This window comes from Sulfuricurvum sp. PD_MW2 (assembly GCF_002633015.1).
Lineage (GTDB): Bacteria > Campylobacterota > Campylobacteria > Campylobacterales > Sulfurimonadaceae > Sulfuricurvum.
In genome coordinates, this window is record NZ_NSIU01000055.1 from 1 (window position 1) to 2541 (window position 2541).

The window sequence follows — 2541 nt, forward strand, 5'->3', positions numbered from 1 at the left end:
AAATTACACTATTCGATTGCAAGAGAACAAATTATTTTAAGGAGTATATATGAATCAATCTGATGAGATCAAGATGGTTTCACATATGCTATTCCAGCAATATGGTGCATTAGTCTTAGATACAAAACAAGTTGCTAGTATACTAGGAATAGCAGAAATCACATTAAAGCAGAATAGGGGAAATGGAATTGGATTGCCTTATGTCAAGGTTGGAAAAAGTGTTAAATACAAGATAATAGACATAGCAAATTTTCTTTTTAAAAATACGATGAAAGTATTTTAATTATAACTTGTCCAGTAAATTTGTTTAGAGACTTGAATTCTCTGAAAGCTTTTTTAATCTCTCATAGTGTTCTTTAGCCTCTTTTACTGCCTCTTCAAACTGGAAGCCCTGCATAATCTTTTTGTAAAGGGCAGGTTTATCCTTGCGCCAGTTTCTAAGCGTTTTAACATCAACACCCAATATACCTGCCATATCACGCTGAGTCATCTCTAGCCTTTTTTGCTAGAAAAGTTACATGACTACTGATAACAATACAACAAGGTATAAATACCCCTTTTTAAGTAGAATAAAGGGAAAATAGTCCTATTATTCTTAAAGCAAAAGGGTAATATTTACCTTTTATATTATATATCGAGGGATAGTTGTGAAAAAAATCTTGAGTGTTTTATGTTTCTGTTCAATCAGCGCATTGGCAACTGACATGTATGTTGATTATTCAACACAAAACATTTCATTTAAAACTGTTGATGTAGAAATGGTTGGTGGAACTGTCGGTGTAAGTTGGGGCGATAGAACACGTTTCTATATTGAAGGAAATATTCAAAGTGACAATACGAAGAATATCAATTATTATGATGTTGTAATTGGTATTAATGGAGATATTGTTAAGAATGAAAGTTTTAGATTAGGCTGGGATATTGGTATTGGTGCAGGTCAACTTGATGTTCCTTGGTATTCCAATAAAAATGCAATGCTTTCACTTCCAATCGGTTTGGATATGGTATATCGCCTAACGGATAAGGTAATGCTCAATGCAGGCGTAGGCTACAAATACTTTTTAGATTTGACTGACAATCAGCAATATACCATTTGTAATGATGGCAGTATTTCTGAAAGCTCAGGGTCAGGCACGTGTTCATGGCATGGTGGTATCGCAGGATATTCAACTAATGATCTGATCGGTAATGGTGGCGGTGTATCGGCACAAGTCGGTTTGACATACAAGTTTTAGGGGCTAGTATGAGAAAGTATTTTGAAATAGCTATTTTAGGAATATTAAGTGCAGTTTTATTGACTGCATGTGCTCCTATGGCAAGTGAAATTCCACAAGGTCCTCAAGCATATCGTGAAGGGTATGCAGATGGATGTAGTAGTGGGTATGTTGCGGCAGGTCAACCATATATGAAATATAAAAAAGATGTTTATCGTGCAGGGTCAGATTCATTATACAAAGAGGGCTGGACTGATGGATATAACACCTGCAAAGGTAAATATGACAATGTTGTTAGAAGTACTAGCAGAAGATATTAAAAAAGGAAAATATAATGAAAAAAAATATCTTTAGTCTGATTGGTGCTTTTGGATTTACAATAGTGTTGACGGGATGTATGGCATCTACACCCAAAGAAATGACTATTGACCCAAAAGTTAAATCCAAACAAGTTGTAGTAAATCAAAATTATCAACGAATTTATAAACGAGCTTTGGATAAATCTAGAGAATGCTTTGAAATGGGCTTAGGAACTGCTGCAATTATTGCTGATGGGCAAATTTACACAGAATTAAAAGAAGCCGAAATGTCAATTTATTTAATGGGTGGTTTAGGTAGACAGATGCATCACACAGCAAAGTTTAAATCTATCGATGAGAATAATACAGACATGATTGTTTACTCTTATTTTGGTGATTTGGCTGTTGACCAATTAAAAAGACAATTCACTGGAGAATGTATTAGCTGTGGTTGTTCTGAAGAAGATAAAGGTAAAGTGAAATAATGGCATTGATAAATTGTGAAGAATGTGGGAAAGACATATCTGATAAGGCAATTACATGTCCTCATTGTGGTGCACCTTTAGATCATTTAAAGTTAGAACAAAGAGTTTTAGAACAACAGCAAGATGAAAGAGAACCAGTTACTATTCTATCAAATGAAGAACAAATAGCTGAACAAGAAAAAAAAGAAAAAGAAACTAGTGAAGTTTTACAAGTATTGGCTATTATTTTCGTTGTTATAATAGCTGGCTTCATTATTCAGGGAATATCAAAAGCTACAGATAAAAGAGATAATCCATCAGCTTTAGAACAAGAAGAATCTTCTCAACAACCAACACCTGAAGAAATACTAAATTCTCAATTTTCTTATCAAGGTGAGCATTATGAGCTGGCTCGCATGGTTAAAGAATCAATGCATAATCCAGATAGTTATGAGTTCGTATCAGGTGAACATTGGACAAATAATAATGGAACCTGTCTCCTCTACACATCTCCCCCCCCCCCCCCCCCCCCCCCCCCCCCCCCCCCCCCCCCCCCCCCCCCCC

6 protein-coding genes are annotated in these 2541 nt (G+C 35.5%); 5 read left to right on the top strand and 1 reads right to left on the bottom strand.

The genetic code is table 11. The features are described 5' to 3' along the window. The first annotated feature begins 49 nt into the window (after positions 1–49). Positions 50–283, top strand: coding sequence for a DNA-binding protein (locus CJD30_RS11480; protein ID WP_294919269.1), 234 nt, complete (start codon positions 50–52; stop codon positions 281–283). Between the two features lie 24 nt (positions 284–307). Here CJD30_RS11480 and CJD30_RS11485 read toward each other — a convergent pair whose 3' ends face one another. Continuing rightward, the gene (locus tag CJD30_RS11485) at positions 308–490 is read right to left on the bottom strand and encodes a hypothetical protein (RefSeq protein WP_294919271.1); all 183 of its coding nucleotides are present in this window, start codon (positions 488–490) and stop codon (positions 308–310) included. A gap of 157 nt (positions 491–647) precedes the next feature. Between CJD30_RS11485 and CJD30_RS11490 the strand changes: the two genes are divergently transcribed. The 4 genes from CJD30_RS11490 to CJD30_RS11505 all read left to right on the top strand — a co-directional run. Further along, positions 648–1235 (top strand): hypothetical protein, encoded by a 588-nt coding sequence (locus CJD30_RS11490; RefSeq protein WP_294919274.1) that lies wholly within the window; start codon positions 648–650, stop codon positions 1233–1235. 8 nt (positions 1236–1243) lie between these two features. After that, positions 1244–1534, top strand: coding sequence for a hypothetical protein (locus tag CJD30_RS11495; protein WP_294919276.1), 291 nt, complete (start codon positions 1244–1246; stop codon positions 1532–1534). Positions 1535–1548: 14 nt separating this feature from the next. Further along, positions 1549–1998: a hypothetical protein gene (locus tag CJD30_RS11500; protein ID WP_294919279.1), complete on the top strand. Its 450-nt coding sequence runs from the start codon at positions 1549–1551 to the stop codon at positions 1996–1998. Further along, positions 1998–2541, top strand: a 544-nt coding sequence (locus CJD30_RS11505; protein WP_294919281.1) for a zinc ribbon domain-containing protein, incomplete at its 3' end; no start/stop codon positions are given. The genes CJD30_RS11500 and CJD30_RS11505, both read left to right, overlap by 1 nt.

Coding starts and splice junctions, on each gene's coding strand:
- CJD30_RS11495 (WP_294919276.1), top strand. CDS start 1,244: ATGAGAAAGTATTTTGAAATAGCTATTTTAGGAATATTAAGTGCAGTT.
- CJD30_RS11485 (WP_294919271.1), bottom strand. CDS start 490: ATGACTCAGCGTGATATGGCAGGTATATTGGGTGTTGATGTTAAAACG.
- CJD30_RS11500 (WP_294919279.1), top strand. CDS start 1,549: ATGAAAAAAAATATCTTTAGTCTGATTGGTGCTTTTGGATTTACAATA.
- CJD30_RS11480 (WP_294919269.1), top strand. CDS start 50: ATGAATCAATCTGATGAGATCAAGATGGTTTCACATATGCTATTCCAG.